The sequence below is a fragment of the Acidovorax sp. genome (assembly GCF_046339755.1).
Lineage (GTDB): Bacteria > Pseudomonadota > Gammaproteobacteria > Burkholderiales > Burkholderiaceae_C > Acidovorax.
In genome coordinates this window covers 1-16,270 of the sequence record NZ_JBKDTZ010000061.1, presented here as the reverse complement: position 1 = coordinate 16,270, position 16,270 = coordinate 1, and the positions used below count along the sequence as shown (strand labels likewise).

Here is a 16,270-nt window from a genome sequence, read left to right as displayed (position 1 = left end):
CGTTGTACTCGTCGTAGAACTTGCGGTGGGCCTCGGCGCTGGCGTCGTCGCCCTTGATCAGGTCCTTGAAGTAGTCGTAGTGGCTGGACGCATGGCGGTCCGGGTTCATGGCCACGAAGCCGGTGTACTGCAGGAAGCCGGGGTAGACGCGGCGGCCCGCGCCAGGGAAGTTGTCGGGCACGCGGTAGATCACATTGTTCTCGAACCACTCGTAGCTGCGGTTCGTGGCCAGATTGTTCACCGCCGTGGGCGACTTGCGCGCGTCGATCGGGCCGCCCATCATGGTCATGGTCAACGGCGTCTTCTCGCCGCGGCTGGCCATCAGCGAGACGGCGGCCAGCACCGGCACCGTGGGCTGGCAGACGCTGATCACGTGGCAGTTGCCATAGGTGGCCTGCAGGTGGCGGATGAACTCCTGCACATAGTTCACGTAATCGTCCAGATGGAATTCACCGTCGGACAGGGGCACCAGGCGGGCGTTTTTCCAGTCGGTGCTGTAGACCTTGTGATCCTTGAGCAGGGTGCGCACCGTGTCGCGCAGCAGCGTGGCGTAGTGGCCCGACAGCGGGGCAACCACCAGCACCACGGGCTGGGCCTTGATCTTGATCAGTGTGTCGGTATCGTCCGAAAAGCGCTTGAATCGGCGCAGTTCGCAGAACGGTTTGTCCAGTTCGATGTTCTCGTGCACCGCCACGCCCACACCGTCCACGTCCACCGTATGGATATCGAAGGACGGCTTTTCATAGTCCTTGCCCAAGCGGTACAGCAGATCGTAGCCGGCGGACATGCGCTGGGCGAAAGGCGACTGGCTGAAGGGAGACAGTGGGTTGCTGAAAAGCTTGGCTGCCGCCTGCGCGAAGTCGGTGACCGGCTCCATCAGGGAGCGCTGGGTTTCGTAGATCTGGTAGAGCATGGGGTCGAAACTCCGTTATGTTGCAGTGCAATATAGCAGCACTTGGTTACCTCTGCATGCGGGAAAACCACCTAGCCCCAGTCGCCTTGGTGACAGCGCTGTCCATCGGCAAAGAAAGGGCCGCAGAAGCATTTTGGCGAAAGCGTTTGCTGCTATGGTTTTTAGCAGCAAAACCATGCTTGCGCCCGGGCCGGTGAGGGGCCCGGGGGGCGTGCCCGTTACACGTTGTCCGCCAGCCAGGCCTCGAAGGATTCGCGCGCCACATTGCGCAGCGCCGGGCGGAACACCGTGCGGTTGGACAGGTACAGGCAGTGCCGTATCACTGTATAGGGGTTGAAGCTGCCCTCTGGGTTCTGCTCTTCGAAGTACTGCTTGTAGCGCTTGACGGTGCCCACCGTTTCCCGCATCAGGGTGTTGAAGCGTGCGCGGGTGATGCCCGGCGACCAGGCCTGCACGTCGTCCACGAAGCTGTCCACCTTGGCGGGGTCGAACTCGAAGTCCTTGAAGAAATGGGTGGCGATCTTCAGAAAGGTGAAGGCGTTGAGCTCGCTGCCCAGCGCAGAGGGCTTGGAACTGGCAGAGGTGTCCTCCATCTCCGCGCCGGCTTCCACCGTCTCGTCGGGGGCCTGCAGCAGTTCTGCGGCGGTTTCGTCGCGGATCTGGCGGAATTCGCGGTCGGCCAGCTCAAACAGCGCCGACAGCACATTGATGCGCCGCTTGAGCTGCCCGGGGATGGATTTCTTGTACTTGATCTTGTGGTCCAGCACGCTCCAGGAGTCCTGGATGATGGTGCGTACCTGCAGCTCGAAGGGCTGCTCGGCGTGGGCCGCCAGTGCCGGCAGGTCGCGCCTGCCGGGGCGCAGGTCCAGGTGCAGTCCTTTGTAGCCGAAGGAGGCCTCGGTGCTTTCCACGGCCGAGGCCTTGTCGGTCACGTCGATCACCGCAAAATGGCTGCGCACGATCTGCGCCACCTTCTCCAGTTCATCCTCGTACAGGCAGACCACGCGCACGCCCACCAGATCGGTGATCCAGTGCTGGATCTCGTAGGGCGTGTTGCTTTCCTCCAGGCCGGGCCGGTACTTGCGTGTGAATTTGCGGACGCACTCGTCCACATCCTTCACGCGCCCCTCCACCTTGGACACGTCGACACTGCGGGCAGCGGCCACCACGTCGGCGATGGTGGCGGTGAAGGCCGCGCATGCCTCCTCCAGCGCGGGTCTCTGGGCTGCGTAGAACGCACGGAACCGGGACTCTTCCCGTTCAAAATCAAGCGATGCCATGGATGGGTCTGCAAAGGCCGGGAACACCGGGGAATGCGAAAAAATTGCCATGCAGACGATACTCCGTTTCTGGCCGCCGGGATGTCGGCGGATGCCGCGCCTGCGGCACAAGTTCACGGGGAGCACGCCTGTGCAATGCACCGGGTGACCTCGCTTGGCAGCTTGGGCTGAAACCTGATAATGCACAGGCACGTCACCTGTGTCCCGCTGGGGCGCGGCCGCTGCTGCCCTGTCCCATGCGATGACACCAGAACAACACCAGGTCCCCGCATCCACGCAATCCGAGACGCTCCAGGACGCCCCTGCCAGCCAGCGCTGGCTGGTGCTGGTGTTGCCGCCGCTGATGGCCTGCATGGTGCTCGGGGCCACCGCACTGTACTGGTACCGGGCGCACAGCGAATCCGCAGAGAAGCAGCGGGCCAACTTCCATGCGGCGGCCGAGCAGATCGCCTACAACCTGCGCGATCGCATGTCCACCTACGAAGTGATGCTCAGGGGGGTGCAGGGCTATGTGGACGGGTCCGAGCGCATCGAGCGCAGCGAATTCCAGTCCTACGTCGATGCGCTGCAGATGCAGCAGACGCGCCCGGGCCTGCAGGGCATCGCGCTGGTCATGTTCGTTCAGGGCAGCGGCCTGCTAGCGCATCTGGCCGACATGCGCGGCCGCGGCTTTTCCGGCTACGGCGTGCACCCGCCGGGCGGGCGGGCGCAGTACGCCCCCATCACCCACATCGAGCCGCTGGAGGGCCGCAACCTGGAGGCCTTGGGCCTGGACACCCTTACGCTGCCAGTGGCGCGCGAGGCCCTGGAGCGGGCCCGCGACTCGGGCCGGCTGGCTCTGTCCGGCCTGCTCGGGCCCCTGTCGCCAGGCGTGCCGCCGCAGGGCGAGGTGGGCTTGTTCCTTCCGATCTATTCCACGCTGCTGGAGGCCGAATCCCTGTCGGGACGCCGCCGCGCCATCCGGGGGTGGGTGGCGGCGCCGTTTCGCGTGGACGACGTGGTCCAGGGCCTGTCGCGCGAGTTCGATCCGGACATCGCCCTGGCCATCTACGACGGCGAAGACCCTGCGCCCGCAGCCCTGCTGCATGGCGATGCCGGGCTTCAGGAGCAGGCGCTTGCCCGCGGTGCCCTGCAGGTCAGCCGCCGCCTGGAGGTGGGCGGGCGCGCCTGGACGCTGCTGATGGCGCCGCTGCCGGCGTTCGATCTGCGCCACGAGGACCAAGGCCACCACATGGTGGCCGTCATGGGCGCCTTTCTAGGCCTGCTGCTGGGCTGGATCGCCTGGGAACTGGCCACCGGCCGCGAGCGCGCGGTGGCGCTGGCGCGCCGCATGACGGCCCAGCTGCGCGGCGCGCGCGACGACCTGGAGAGCACGCTGAGTGCCATCCCCGACCTTCTGTTCGAACTGGACGGCGAAGGCCGCATCCACCATTGCCGCTCCGCGCGCATGCCGCAGTCCACCCTGGCCCCCGCGCAATTCGTGGGGCAGCGATTGCAGGACATCGTGCCGCCCGAGGAGGCTGCCGGTTGCCTGCACGCCGTGCGGGCCGCGCTCGCCAACGGGTATTCGGCGGGCCACCGCTACCACCTGGAGAGCGATGGCCAGACCCGCTGGTACGAGCTGTCCGTCGCGCGCAAGGAGGGCCACCATGCGGGCGAAGGAGCGCGTTTCGTGGCCCTGGCGCGCGACATCACCGAGCGCCAGCAGGCCGAGGCGCGCACGCACCAGCTGGCCTACTTCGATGCCCTGACGGGCCTGCCCAACCGCCGCATGCTGATGGACCGGCTCGGGTTGGCCCTGGCTGCGGCGCGCCGCAGCGGCCAGGTCGGGGCGCTGGTGTGCGTGGACCTGGACAACTTCAAGCAGATCAACGATGCGCGCGGCCACACCCTCGGGGACCAGTTGCTGGTGGAGGTGGCGCAGCGCCTGACCCGCCTGCTGCGCCCGGGCGACACCGTGGCACGCCTGGGCGGGGATGAGTTCGTGTTGCTGCTGCAGGGCATTGCCGCCGACATGGCCACGGCAGGGCGGCAGGCGCTGGCCGTGGCCGAGCGTGTGCGCGAGGCGCTGGAGCTGCCCTACGCCATCGACACCCACCTCTACAGCAGCACCGGCAGCCTGGGGATCACGCTGTTCCCCAAGCGCGCGGAGGCGGTGGAGGACCTGCTGCGCGAGGCGGACACGGCCATGTACCGCGCCAAGGACCTGGGCCGCAACCGCATCCGCTTCTATGAGGCAGCCATGCAGGCCGACGTGCAGGAGCGCCTGGAGCTGGAGCAGGACCTCAAGAAGGCCATGGCCGAGGGGCAGCTGGCCGTCTTCGTGCAGGCGCAGGTGGATGCGCGGGGGGAGGTGGTTGGCGGCGAGCTGCTCATGCGCTGGAGCCATCCGGTGCGCGGCAGCGTGCCGCCGTCGCGCTTCATCCCGATTGCCGAATCCTCGGGCCTGATCCTGCCCATGGGCGCCTGGATGATCGAGAAGGCCTGCGACGCCATTGCGCAGCTGCAGCGGCAGGGCATGCCGCTGTCGATCTCTGTCAACGTCAGCCAGCGCCAGTTCCGCCAGGACGACTTCGTCGAGCGCGTGCGCAACGTGCTGGCCCAGACCGGTGCTACGCCGTCCTGCCTGATCCTGGAGGTCACCGAAAGCCTGCTCATCGAGAACCTGGACGACACCATCGCCCGCATGACCGAACTGGTGCGGCTCGGGGTGCGCTTTTCCATTGACGACTTCGGCACCGGCTATTCGAGCCTGGCCTACCTCAAGAGGCTACCGCTGTACGAGCTCAAGATCGACAAGAGTTTCGTGCAGGACACGCCCGGCGACCCCAGCGACACGGCCATTGTGCAGTCCATCCTCTCGGTGGCGCGGCACCTGAACCTGCGCGTGGTGGCCGAAGGGGTGGAAACCCAGGCCCAGGCAGACTTCCTGGCCGCCAGCCAGTGCGATTGCCTGCAGGGCTACCTGTTCTACCGCCCGGAGCCGCTGGACGGGTGGCTGGAGCGCTTCATGCGGGCTCGGGCTCCTGGATCGTAGCCTGCGCCAGGGCGTAGACTTCGCGTGCGGGCCGGTCCTTGAGCAGGTGGTTGCTCCAGACCTGGCGCCACAGGCGTGCGCCGCGCAGGCCGTGGCGCAGGCCCAGCATATGGCGCGCGATGTGGGCCCAGGGGGTGCCGTACTGGGCCGCCTCGCGCTCCATGTACTCCACCATGGCCAGCTCCACTTCCTCGCGCGTCAGCGCGCAGGGCTGCCCGCCGTAGTAGAGCTGGTCCCAGCGGGCCAGCCACCAGGGGTTGTGGTAGGCCTCGCGGCCTATCATCACGCCGTCCAGGTGCGCGAGCTGCTCCAGCACCACCTCGTCGGCCTGTATGCCGCCGTTGATGGCGATGGTCAGGTGCGGGAACTCGGCCTTGAGCCGGTGGACCACTTCGTAGCGCAGCGGCGGGATGTCGCGGTTCTCCTTGGGCGACAGGCCCTGCAGCCAGGCATTGCGCGCATGCACGATGAACACCGTGCACCCCGCATCGGCCACCGTGCCCACGAAATCGCGCACGAAACCGTAGTCCTCGACCTTGTCGATGCCGATGCGGTGCTTGACCGTCACCGGCACGTCCACCACGTCCTTCATGGCCTTCACGCCATCGGCCACCAACTGCGGCGCCTTCATCAGGCTGGCACCGAAGGCGCCGCGCTGTACCCGGTCGCTCGGGCAGCCGCAGTTCAGGTTGATCTCGCCATAACCCCACTGCGCACCCAGCCGCGCGGCCTGCGCCAGCAGCTCAGGTTCGTTGCCGCCGAGCTGCAGGGCCACGGGGTGCTCCTCGGCATTGAAGCGCAGGTGCCGCTCGGTGCCGCCGTGGATGATGGCGCCGGCGTTCACCATTTCGGTGTACAGCAGGGTCTGGCGCGTCAGCAGCCGGTGGAAATAGCGGCAATGGCGGTCCGTCCAGTCCATCATGGGGGCGACGGACATGCGCCAGGGGCTGAATTCGGCTGGCGGGGCGGCGGTGGGGGCGAGGGTGCTGTGGTCCAAGGCGAAAAACCGGTGTTGCAGGGGGCTGTGGGCGCCCAATGGGGTGACGACCTGCATTTTCTCAGGTCTTGGGGCCGCATCTTGGTGCAGGGGCTTCGGGATGTGACGAGGCAGCAAGGTCTTCGGCATCGGGGCCCATTTTTCCAACAGCGCCAAGCCGCCACTGACGACGCCACTCCCATGGGTTCCCTCGGATGGTGGTTCATACCCCAGAAGTACCCAGGGATGAAGCCCCGGTGGAAGACTGACCGGGCTACCCGCAGACGCTGAAGTCCATGGCCGAGGAAGCTGCACGCCAGACCCCCTGGACCCGGAGGGAGGTCGCGGTGAGGTCGAGCTGATAGAGCTTGTTCACGCGGCAGAACTGCCCTGAGACGGACAGCGGCGCATAGCCGCCGCCCGGCGTGCCGGCGAGCACGGGCAGCCGTTCCTCGCGCGGACCGGCCCCGCTCAGGTCGGCCACCACCGCCGCCAGGTCCGCGATCCCATCGCCGTTGAGGTCCCCCTCGGCGCTGGTCCAGATATGGAACCCTTTGGAGGCCAGTGCCATATCCACCGCAGCCTGCAGCCGGGCAGGGCGCCCGGCGTCCTGCGCCAGGGCAGCGCCCGCTGCGCAACCCTGGGTTGCCGAGGTGCATGGCAGGCGCAGGGACCGCATGGACTGAGTCTGCACAAGCCCAGCCGGTCCCTGGGGTCAGCGCGCCCCCTGCTTTTGCTGGTACAGGCCCTCGATGGCCTGCGCGAAGTGCGCCATGAGCGGCGCGCGCTTGAGCTTGAGCGTGGGCGTCATGAAGCCGTTCTCGATGGTCCATGGGTCCAGCACCAGGTGCACGGCGCGCGGCACGGCGTAGCGCGCGAAGCTGGCGGTGCTCTTTTCGATGCGTGCCAGCACGGCGCGGTGCACGGCCGGGTGGTTCAGGCTGTCGGGGTCCTGTGCGGCCAGGCCCAGGTCACCGGCCAGGCGCTCCCACTCGTCGCGGCGCAGCACCGCCACGGCGGCGATGAAGGGGCGGTTCTCACCCAGCACGAAGGCCTGCTCCAGCAACGGATCGGCCAGCAGGGCCAGCTCCAGGTCGCCCGGCGGCACCTTCTCGCCGGTGGAGGTGACGATGATCTCCTTGATGCGGCCCCGGATGAAGATGCGCCCATCCACAATGTCGGCCTGGTCGCCCGTGCCCAGCCAGCCATCGGCAGACAGGATGCGCGCCGTGTCTTCGGGGCGCTTCCAGTAGCCTTTCATGACGATGGGGCCGCGCACCTGCAGCTCGCGGTTCTCTCCGATGCGCACCTCCAGGCCGGGCAGGGCCCGGCCCACACAGGCCGGGTCGTTGTCCGTGAGCGAGTTGACCGACACCACGGGCGCGGTCTCGGTCATGCCGTAGCCCTGCACCAGCGGCAGGCCCAGCCCGAGGAAGCACTTGGCAATGGTGGGCGAGAGCGGGGCGCCGCCGCTCACGGCCACACGCACCCGGCCGCCGAACTGGGCCAGCAGCGGCTTGGCCACCAGGGCCTGCAGCAGGCCCCAGGGCAGGGCGTTCATCCAGCCGCCGGCAGGGTCTGCCTCGGGCACGGGCAGGCCCTGCGCTGCGCAAAAGCGCTGCCAGCCCTTGGATTGCGCCGCTTCGTAAAGCTGCATCTTCCAGGGCGAAGGCGAGAGCTTTTCGAGCAGCTTGGCGTGGATGCGCTCGTAGATGCGCGGTACCGAAACCAGCACCGTGGGGCGGATGGTCTGCAGATCCTCGGCCAGTTGCGCCACCGATCGCGCATAGGCCACCGAGCTGCCGGCCGCAATCGGCAGGTAGTAGCCGCCCGTGCGCTCGAAGGTGTGCGACAGCGGCAGGAAGGACAGGAACACGTCGTCCACCGTGGGCGCAATGCGTTCCAGCACGGCCTTCACGTCGCTCACCACATTGCGGTGCGTGAGCATCACGCCCTTGGGCTTGCCCGTGGTGCCCGAGGTGTAGACGACGGCGGCCAGGTCCTCGGGGCCCGGTTGCGCCGGCGGCGCCAGTTCCACAGCCTGGGCCGCGCCTTCGAGCCACTGGGCGAGCGAGCCCACGGCAGGGGCATGTGCGGAGGGCGGGGTGGCGGTGAACGATGGTTCCGGCTCGGTCACGATCACGGCCCGCAGCGCGGGGAATTCCGTGCCTGCGGCCTGGATCTTCTCCCACTGCGGGGCGCTGGCCACGATGAGCACCGAGGCCTCGCAGTCCGAGAGGATGTAGGCGATGCTGCCCGGGTTGTCGATGGCGTGCAGCGGCACCGGCACGCAGTTGCTGGCCAGGGTGGACTGGTCGGCGCACATGGCATGGAGGCCATTGGGCAGCAGAATGGCCACGCGGGCGCCGGCCGGCAGTTGCAGGGCCACCAGGGCACGCGACCAGCGGGCCACATGGGCGGCGGTCTCGGCCCAGGTCCCGGCCCTCCAGGCCTGGGTCTGCGCGTCGCCGGCGCGGATGGCGGGCGCGTCGGGCGTCTGGGTGGCGCGCCAGGTGAGAAGCTGCGGCAGCGTCTGGACGCTGCCGATGTCGGAAAAGGTGGAAGTCATCGGGTCGTTCGGGGCCTGGACGGCATGCACGGAGCCAGAGCGGTACCATCGGGTACCAACCTGGGGAAAACCCGCGCGATCATACCTATCCTGAGGGCACAAGCTGTGCTTCTTTGTTTCGCGCAACTGGGGGCATTGCGCAGCTCGGCCACAATCGCCGCATCCTCCAACGCCGCTTTTCCTGCCAGCCCTCCACCAGTCCATGGACCCCATCACCATCTTTATCGTCGCGACGCTGATGATGCTGGCCAATGGCGGGGTGCTGGGCCTGATGCACCGGGACCTGCCGGTGTCGCTGCGGCCCTGTGCCGAGACCTGGCGCATCGCCACCCTGCTGCTGGCCGGCAGTGCCGTGCTCTATGCCGTGCAGTACCAGCTGCCGCTGGGCCTGGTCTCGCCCATGGCCAACGGCATGGTGATGCTGGGCTGCACCGGCTACTGGCGCGCGCTGCGCCAGTTCGATGGGGCACCCGACCGCTGGTGGATGTGGCTGCCCGCGCTGGCCGGAATTGGCGGCGTGGTCTGGTTCGCGGGCGTGCGGCCCGATACGCCCAGCCGCATCTTGCTGCTGTCCGGCGTGGTGGCTTTCGTCCTGATGGCCGGCACCCTGCAGCTCGTGCGCGGCGGCACGGGGGAGCGGGCGCGCAGCCGCAAAGCGCTGGCGGGCCTGTTCTTCCTGGTGGGCCTGTTCGTGGCCTTTCGTGCGGGCTACTTTCTGGTGCGGCGCGTGGGGCCGTCGTTCGACATCACCGGCGAGGGCGCCTGGATCAACACCGCCAGCCCGCTCGTCACGGCCCTGCTGCCGGTGGTGGGCACCACGGCCTTTCTGTTCATGTGCTCGCAGCGCATCGGCCGCCAGTGGGAGCTGGCCGCCGCCACCGACTACCTGACCGGCCTGGCCAACCGCCGCACCCTGTTCGCCGAAGGAGAGAGCCGCTTTGCCCTGGCACGCCAGGGCGGTGCGCACCTGGCATTGGCGCTGGTGGATGTGGACCACTTCAAGGCCATCAACGATGGCCATGGGCACGAGGTGGGCGACAAGGCCCTGCAGCACGTGGCCCGGCAGCTGCGTGCCTCGGCGCGCGGGCTGGACTTCGTGGCGCGCCATGGAGGAGAGGAATTCGTGGTGCTGCTGGACCTGGGGCAGCACGGCGATGCCCAGGCCGCCGGTGAGCGGCTGCGCCTGGCGGTGGCGGGTGCGCCGTTCACGGCGGACGGGGCCTCGCTGACCATCACCATCTCGGCCGGCATCGCCCTGCAGGCGGACGGCGACACCACGCTGGACCAGATCCTGCGCCGCGCCGACGATGCGCTGTACACCGCCAAGCGCAGCGGGCGCAACCGGGTCGAACTGGCCTAGGCGGCAGCCTCCAGCCCCTGGGCGAAGTGCGCCTGCATGGCCTGGGCGGTGCCGGCACCATCGCGCCGGGCCAGCGCGGCCATCACGGCGCGGTGCTCGGCCAGCGAATCCTCGATGCGGCCCTGCTTGAGCAGCGAATTGTGGCGGTTGAGCTTCATGACCTTACGCAGATCGGCCACCATCTGGCTGCGCCAGCGGTTGTCGGCCAGCTCCAGCAGGCGCATGTGAAAGCGCTCGTTCACGGCAAAAAAGCGCTCGCGCTCACCGGCGGCGGCCTCCAGTTCAGCGTGCAGGCCCTGCAGTTCCTGCAGCTGCGCCGGGGGGGCGCTGGTGGCCACCCCGGCCGCAGCGTCGCTCTCCAGCAGACTGAGCAGGTGGTAGACGTCGCGCAGGTCCTTGTCCGACATCTCGGTCACATAGGCGCCACGGCGCACCTTCATCGTGACCAGGCCCTCGGCGGCCAGCACCTTGAGCGCCTCGCGCAGGGGCGTGCGGCTGATGCCGAATTCCTCGGCGATCTTGAGCTCGTCGATCCAGCTGCCGGGCTCCAGCTCGCGCCGGAAGATGCGCTGGCGCAATTGCTCAGCCACTTCTTCGTAGAGGGCGCGGGGCGTCAGGGTCAGTGCGGACATGGGCGGATTGTATGCTGCGAAGAATATTTTGAATCAATAATTATGAATGATGTAAACTCGGTGCCACACCGGGAACAGCCATTCACGCTACCCCAGCCATCTTCGGAGACCGCTTCGCCATGAGTGCCACGCCCCCCCACAGCCCCCCTGAATTCGCTGCCGCCTCGCTCGAGGCCTGGGCCAAAGCCGCCGCCAAGTCGGCACCGGGTGGCGACGTCAATGCGCTGAACTGGGTGACGCCCGACGGCATCACCGTCAAGCCGCTGTACACGGCGGCCGATACGGCCGACCTGCCGTACGCCAACACCTTGCCGGGTTTCGAGCCCTACCTGCGCGGTCCCCAGGCCACAATGTACGCCGTGCGGCCCTGGACCATCCGTCAGTACGCGGGCTTTTCCACGGCCGAGGAATCCAACGCCTTCTACCGCAAGGCGCTTGCCGCCGGCGGGCAGGGCGTGAGCGTGGCGTTCGACCTGGCCACCCACCGCGGCTACGACAGCGACCACCCGCGCGTGACCGGCGACGTGGGCAAGGCCGGCGTGGCCATCGACTCGGTGGAGGACATGAAGATCCTGTTCGACCAGATCCCGCTGGACAAGGTCTCGGTCTCCATGACCATGAACGGCGCCGTGCTACCCGTGCTGGCCGGCTACGTGGTGGCGGCGGAAGAGCAGGGCGTGTCGCAGGCGCAGCTGAGCGGAACCATTCAGAACGACATTCTGAAAGAGTTCATGGTGCGCAACACCTACATCTACCCGCCCAAGCCGAGCATGCGCATCATCGGCGACATCATCGGCTACACGGCACGCAACATGCCGAAGTTCAACTCCATCTCCATCTCCGGCTACCACATGCAGGAGGCGGGCGCCAACCAGGCGCTGGAGCTGGCCTTCACCCTGGCCGATGGCAAGGAGTACGTGAAGACGGCCATGGCCTCGGGCCTGGACGTGGACGATTTCGCCGGCCGCCTGTCCTTCTTCTGGGCCATCGGCATGAACTTCTACCTCGAAGTGGCCAAGATGCGCGCCGCGCGGCTGCTGTGGTGCCGCATCATGAAGGAGACCGGCGCCAAGAACCCCAAGAGCCTGATGCTGCGCACCCACTGCCAGACCAGCGGCTGGAGCCTGACCGAGCAGGACCCCTACAACAACATCGTGCGCACCACCATCGAGGCCATGGCGGCCGTGTTCGGCGGCACGCAGAGCCTGCACACCAACGCGCTGGACGAAGCCATTGCACTGCCCACCGAGTTCTCGGCCCGCATTGCGCGCAACACGCAGCTCATCATCCAGGAAGAGACGCACATCACCAACGTGGTCGACCCCTGGGCCGGCAGCTACATGATGGAAAAGCTCACCCAGGACATGGTGGACGCCGCCTGGGCCATCATCGAGGAGGTCGAGGCCATGGGCGGCATGACCCAGGCCGTGGACAGCGGCTGGGCCAAGCTCAAGATCGAGGCCGCCGCCGCCGAGAAGCAGGCACGCATCGACAGCGGCAAGGACGTGATCGTGGGCGTCAACAAGTACAAGCTGGCCAAGGAAGACCCGGTCGACATCCTGCAGATCGACAACGTCAAGGTGCGCGACGGCCAGATCGCACGCCTGAAGAACATCCGCGCCACGCGCGATGCGGCCAAGGTGCAAGAGGCACTCGACGCGCTCACCCACGCCGCCGAATCCGGCGAGGGCAACCTGCTGGACCTGGCCATCAAGGCCGTGCGCCTGCGCGCCACGGTGGGCGAGGTCTCCGACGCGCTCGAAAAAATCTACGGGCGCCACCGCGCCGACACGCAGAAGGTGACGGGTGTGTACGCTGCCGCCTACGACTCGGCCGAAGGCTGGGACAAGCTCAAGACCGAAATCAGCGACTTTGCCGAGGCCGAGGGCCGCCGCCCGCGCGTGATGATCGCCAAGCTCGGCCAGGACGGGCATGACCGCGGCGCCAAGGTAGTGGCCACAGCTTTTGCCGACCTGGGCTTCGACGTGGACATGGGCCCGCTGTTCCAGACCCCCGAGGAATGCGCGCGCCAGGCCATCGAGAACGACGTGCACGCCGTGGGCGTGAGCACGCTGGCCGCCGGCCACAAGACCCTGGTGCCGGCCATCATCCAGTCGCTCAAGGACCAGGGGGCGGACGACATCATCGTCTTCGTGGGCGGGGTGATCCCGGCGCAGGACTACGAGTTCCTGTACGAGGCCGGCGTCAAGGGGGTCTATGGCCCGGGTACGCCCATCCCGGCCAGCGCCAAGGACGTGCTCGAACAGATCCGCAAGGCCATCGCGGTATGAACGGCCTGGCAGGTGCTGCGTTGACTGCGCCCCTGTTCACCCTGCAGCCCGTGGCCGAAGAGGACTTCGAATCCATGCTGGAATTGCGCACCGCCGCCATGCGTGAGAGCCTGGAGCGCGTGGGCCGCTACACACCCGAGCGCTCGCGCGAACGCCTGCGCGCGGCCTTTGCGCCCCGGTACATGCAGCACCTGGTGTCGCCCGACGGCCGGCGGATGGGCTTCGTCACGGTGCAGCCCGAGGGCGCGGGCGTGCTGCGCCTGCAGCACCTGTACCTGCACCCCGACTGGCAGGGCAGCGGCACCGGCGCCGCGGTGCTGGCCAGCGTGCAGGACCGGGCGCGCCGCGAAGGCGCGGTGCTGCGCGTGACCGCATTGCAGCACAGCGATGCCAACCGCTTCTACCAGCGCCACGGCTTCGTGAAGACCGGCGCGGAGGACGTGGACGTGCACTACGAGTGGCGGGCCAGGGAGGGCGCTGCCGCATGAACGCCCCCCTGCCTCTGCCCGACCTGCAGGCGCCCGCCAACACCTGGTTCGACGGCATCCTGCACGGCAGCCAGCCCGTGCAGCGCCGTGCCATGGCCAAGGCCATCACCCTGCTCGAATCCACCCGGGCCGACCACCGCGCCCAGGGCGATGCCCTGCTCACGGCCCTGCTGCCGCACACGGGCCGGGCCTTCCGCCTGGGCATCAGCGGCGTGCCGGGCGTGGGCAAGTCCACCTTCATCGAGGCGCTGGGCCTGTTCCTCATTGGCAAGGGGCACCGCGTGGCGGTGCTTACCGTCGATCCGTCGAGCACGGTCTCGGGCGGTTCCATCCTGGGCGACAAGACGCGCATGGAGCAGCTTTCCATGCGCGAGGAGGCGTATATCCGCCCCAGCCCCTCGGGCGGCACCCTGGGCGGCGTGGCCGAGAAGACGCGCGAGGCCATGCTGGTCTGCGAGGCCGCCGGCTACGACGTGGTGATCGTGGAGACCGTGGGCGTGGGCCAGAGCGAGATCGCCGTGGCCGGCATGACCGACATGTTCGTGCTGCTGCAGTTGCCCAACGCGGGCGACGATCTGCAGGCCATCAAGAAGGGCGTGATGGAGATCGCCAACCTGGTGGCCATCAACAAGGCCGACATCGACAAGAACGCCGCCACCCGCGCCCAGGCGCAGATCACCTCGAGCCTGCGCCTGCTGGGCATGCACGGCAACCCCGACCATGCCACGCACGGAGCGCTGTGGCAGCCGCGGGTGGTGCAGATCAGCGCGCTGTTGGGCGAAGGCGTGGACGGCTTCTGGGACGCCGTCACCCAGTTCCGCACCCAGCAGACCGACAACGGCCGCCTGGCCCTGCGCCGCGAAAAGCAGTCGCTGGCCTGGATGTGGGAGCGCATCGACGCCGGGCTCAAGCAGGCGTTTCGCCAACATCCGCAGGTGCGCGGCCTGCTGCCCGGCCTGCAGGCCGACGTGGCCGCCGGGCGCGTGGCGGCCTCTACCGCCGCGCGCAGCCTGCTGGCCGCGTCCCACACACCGACACCCTAGACAAACACACCCATTTCACCGAAAGAGCGACACCATGCAAGACATCCTGGAGCAACTGGAGAAGAAGCGCGCCCTGGCGCGCCTGGGCGGCGGGCAAAAGCGCATCGATGCGCAGCACGCCAAGGGCAAGCTCACCGCGCGCGAGCGCATCGAGCTGCTGCTGGACGACAACACCTTCGAAGAGTGGGACATGTTCGTCGAGCACCGCTGCACCGACTTCGGCATGGAGGCCAACAAGATCCCCGGTGACGGCGTGGTCACCGGCTACGGCATGATCAACGGCCGCCTGGTCTTCGTCTTCAGCCAGGACTTCACCGTCTTCGGCGGCGCCCTGAGCGAAACCCATGCCGAGAAGATCTGCAAGGTGATGGACCAGGCCATGAAGGTCGGCGCCCCGGTCATCGGCATCAACGACTCGGGCGGCGCGCGCATCCAGGAGGGCGTGGCCTCGCTGGGCGGCTATGCCGACGTGTTCCAGAAGAACGTGCTGGCCAGCGGCGTGATCCCGCAGATCAGCATGATCATGGGCCCCTGCGCCGGCGGCGCCGTGTACTCGCCGGCCATGACGGACTTCATCTTCATGGTCAAGGACTCAAGCTACATGTTCGTGACCGGCCCCGAGGTGGTCAAGACCGTGACGCATGAGGAGGTCACGGCCGAGGAGCTGGGCGGCGCCGGCACCCACACCACGCGCAGCGGCGTGGCCGACATGGCCTTCGAGAACGACGTGGAGGCGCTGATGATGCTGCGCCGCCTGTACAACTACCTGCCGCTGAACAACCGCGAAAAGGCCCCCGTGCGCCCGAGCAAGGACCCGGCCGACCGCATGGACCGCAGCCTCGATACCCTGGTGCCCGAGAACCCGAACAAGCCCTACGACATGAAGGAGCTGATCACCAAGGTGGTGGACGACGGCGACTTCTTCGAGCTGCAGCCCGAGTACGCCAAGAACATCGTCACCGGTTTCGCGCGCATGGACGGCGGCACCGTGGGCATCGTGGCCAACCAGCCGCTGGTGCTGGCTGGCTGCCTCGATATCAAGAGCTCCATCAAGGCGGCGCGCTTCGTGCGCTTCTGCGATGCCTTCAACATCCCCGTGGTCACCTTCGTCGACGTGCCCGGCTTCATGCCCGGCACCAGCCAGGAGTACGGCGGCATCATCAAGCACGGTGCCAAGCTGCTGTACGCGTACGCCGAGTGCACCGTGCCCAAGATCACCGTCATCACGCGCAAGGCCTATGGCGGCGCCTACGACGTGATGAGCTCCAAACACCTGCGCGGCGACGTGAACCTGGCCTGGCCCAACGCCGAGATCGCCGTGATGGGCGCCAAGGGTGCGGTGGAGATCATCTTCCGCGAGGACAAGAACGACCCGGTGAAACTCGCCGCCCGAGAGGCCGAATACAAGGAGCGCTTTGCCAACCCCTTCGTTGCCAGCGCCCGCGGCTTCATCGACGACGTGATCCTGCCGCACGAGACGCGCAAGCGCATCTGCCGCAGCCTGGTCATGCTGCGCGACAAGAAGCTCGAGAACCCCTGGCGCAAGCACGGCAACATCCCTCTGTGAGCGGCACTGCCACAGCCCTTGAGGCGTCGTTGCCGAGCCTGGTCGTAGCGCTGCTACTGCATGCGGCCCGGCGCCTAGCCTCAACCGCTTCGCTGGGCTGTGCCAGCACCTAAC

Annotated in this window: 12 protein-coding genes; 6 read left to right on the top strand and 6 right to left on the bottom strand. The window is 67.7% G+C overall.

Features of this window, described 5'->3' with window-relative positions:
* The coding region (phaZ, locus tag ACK59X_RS04895; protein ID WP_409955661.1) for a polyhydroxyalkanoate depolymerase at positions 1–913 on the bottom strand (913 nt) is incomplete at its 3' end.
* A gap of 218 nt (positions 914–1,131) precedes the next feature.
* Entirely contained in the window at positions 1,132–2,193 is a 1,062-nt protein-coding gene (locus ACK59X_RS04890; protein ID WP_409955659.1) for a GTP pyrophosphokinase family protein, read from the bottom strand.
* Positions 2,194–2,434: 241 nt separating this feature from the next.
* Here ACK59X_RS04890 and ACK59X_RS04885 point away from each other — a divergent pair, with 241 nt between their 5' ends.
* Positions 2,435–5,230 (top strand): EAL domain-containing protein, encoded by a 2,796-nt coding sequence (locus ACK59X_RS04885; RefSeq protein ID WP_409955657.1) that lies wholly within the window; start codon positions 2,435–2,437, stop codon positions 5,228–5,230.
* On the opposite strand, the gene dusA is transcribed toward ACK59X_RS04885, so the two are convergent.
* The 3 genes from dusA to ACK59X_RS04870 all read right to left on the bottom strand — a co-directional run bounded on the left by dusA (position 5,202) and on the right by ACK59X_RS04870 (position 8,775).
* Positions 5,202–6,167: a tRNA dihydrouridine(20/20a) synthase DusA gene (dusA, locus tag ACK59X_RS04880; protein WP_409955663.1), complete on the bottom strand. Its 966-nt coding sequence runs from the start codon at positions 6,165–6,167 to the stop codon at positions 5,202–5,204. The genes ACK59X_RS04885 and dusA overlap by 29 nt on opposite strands.
* A 313-nt stretch (positions 6,168–6,480) precedes the next feature.
* Entirely contained in the window at positions 6,481–6,885 is a 405-nt protein-coding gene (locus tag ACK59X_RS04875; protein WP_409955655.1) for a hypothetical protein, read from the bottom strand.
* Between the two features lie 36 nt (positions 6,886–6,921).
* Complete coding sequence (locus ACK59X_RS04870) at positions 6,922–8,775, bottom strand: AMP-dependent synthetase/ligase (protein ID WP_409955653.1); 1,854 nt, start codon at positions 8,773–8,775, stop codon at positions 6,922–6,924.
* 202 nt (positions 8,776–8,977) lie between these two features.
* Between ACK59X_RS04870 and ACK59X_RS04865 the strand changes: the two genes are divergently transcribed.
* The gene (locus ACK59X_RS04865) at positions 8,978–10,135 is read left to right on the top strand and encodes a diguanylate cyclase (protein WP_409955651.1); all 1,158 of its coding nucleotides are present in this window, start codon (positions 8,978–8,980) and stop codon (positions 10,133–10,135) included.
* On the opposite strand, the gene ACK59X_RS04860 is transcribed toward ACK59X_RS04865, so the two are convergent.
* Complete coding sequence (locus tag ACK59X_RS04860) at positions 10,132–10,767, bottom strand: GntR family transcriptional regulator (RefSeq protein ID WP_409955650.1); 636 nt, start codon at positions 10,765–10,767, stop codon at positions 10,132–10,134. The two genes, ACK59X_RS04865 and ACK59X_RS04860, sit on opposite strands and share 4 nt — an antisense overlap.
* A gap of 119 nt (positions 10,768–10,886) precedes the next feature.
* Between ACK59X_RS04860 and scpA the strand changes: the two genes are divergently transcribed.
* The 4 genes from scpA to ACK59X_RS04840 are packed head-to-tail and all read left to right on the top strand — an operon-like array spanning position 10,887 to position 16,156.
* Positions 10,887–13,058: a methylmalonyl-CoA mutase gene (scpA, locus tag ACK59X_RS04855; RefSeq protein WP_409955648.1), complete on the top strand. Its 2,172-nt coding sequence runs from the start codon at positions 10,887–10,889 to the stop codon at positions 13,056–13,058.
* On the top strand, positions 13,055–13,546 hold the full coding sequence (locus ACK59X_RS04850; protein WP_409955646.1) for a GNAT family N-acetyltransferase: 492 nt from the start codon (positions 13,055–13,057) through the stop codon (positions 13,544–13,546). Before scpA ends, ACK59X_RS04850 begins: the two co-directional genes overlap by 4 nt.
* Positions 13,543–14,589 (top strand): methylmalonyl Co-A mutase-associated GTPase MeaB, encoded by a 1,047-nt coding sequence (gene meaB / locus ACK59X_RS04845; protein WP_409955645.1) that lies wholly within the window; start codon positions 13,543–13,545, stop codon positions 14,587–14,589. Before ACK59X_RS04850 ends, meaB begins: the two co-directional genes overlap by 4 nt.
* A 34-nt stretch (positions 14,590–14,623) precedes the next feature.
* Positions 14,624–16,156: an acyl-CoA carboxylase subunit beta gene (locus ACK59X_RS04840; RefSeq protein WP_409955643.1), complete on the top strand. Its 1,533-nt coding sequence runs from the start codon at positions 14,624–14,626 to the stop codon at positions 16,154–16,156.
* Positions 16,157–16,270 lie beyond the last annotated feature (114 nt).